1 pseudogene is annotated in these 488 nt (G+C 60.9%); it reads left to right on the top strand.

Annotation, left to right across the window (positions count from 1 at the left end):
- Positions 1-488 (top strand): annotated as a pseudogene (locus ACYPYD_RS19020) (molecular chaperone HtpG); the annotation flags it as partial.

The following is a 488-nucleotide window of genomic DNA, read 5'->3' as shown; positions in this document are numbered from 1 at the left end:
GAGGAAGAAGCTCGGCAGCTTGCCGACGGCGCAGCGCTGTGGGCCAGGTCGAAGTCGGACATCAGCGAGGATGAGTATGCCGACTTCTATCGCAGCGTGGCGGGGCAGTTCGACAAGCCGGCGATGACGCTGCACTACCGGGCCGAAGGGCGGCACGAGTATTCGGTGCTGACCTTCATCCCGGAGAGCAAGCCCTTCGACCTCTTCGACCCCGACCGCAATGGCCGCATCAAACTCTATGTGCGAAGGGTTTTCATCACCGATGAAGCGGAGATCCTCCCGCGCTATCTGCGATTTGTGCGCGGCCTCGTCGATTCCGCGGACCTCCCTCTCAACATGTCGCGCGAGATGATCCAGGAAAGCCCCGTGCTGTCGGCCATCCAGAAAGGCGTGAGCAATCGCATCCTCTCGGAACTCGACAAGCTCTCGGAGAATGACGCCGATCGCTACGCAGGAATCTGGAACAACTTCGGGGCTGTGCTCAAGGA

Source organism: Novosphingobium sp. 11B (assembly GCF_054589055.1).
Note: the sequence above shows the minus strand (reverse complement) of the source record. Positions and strands in the feature narration are given on the sequence as shown.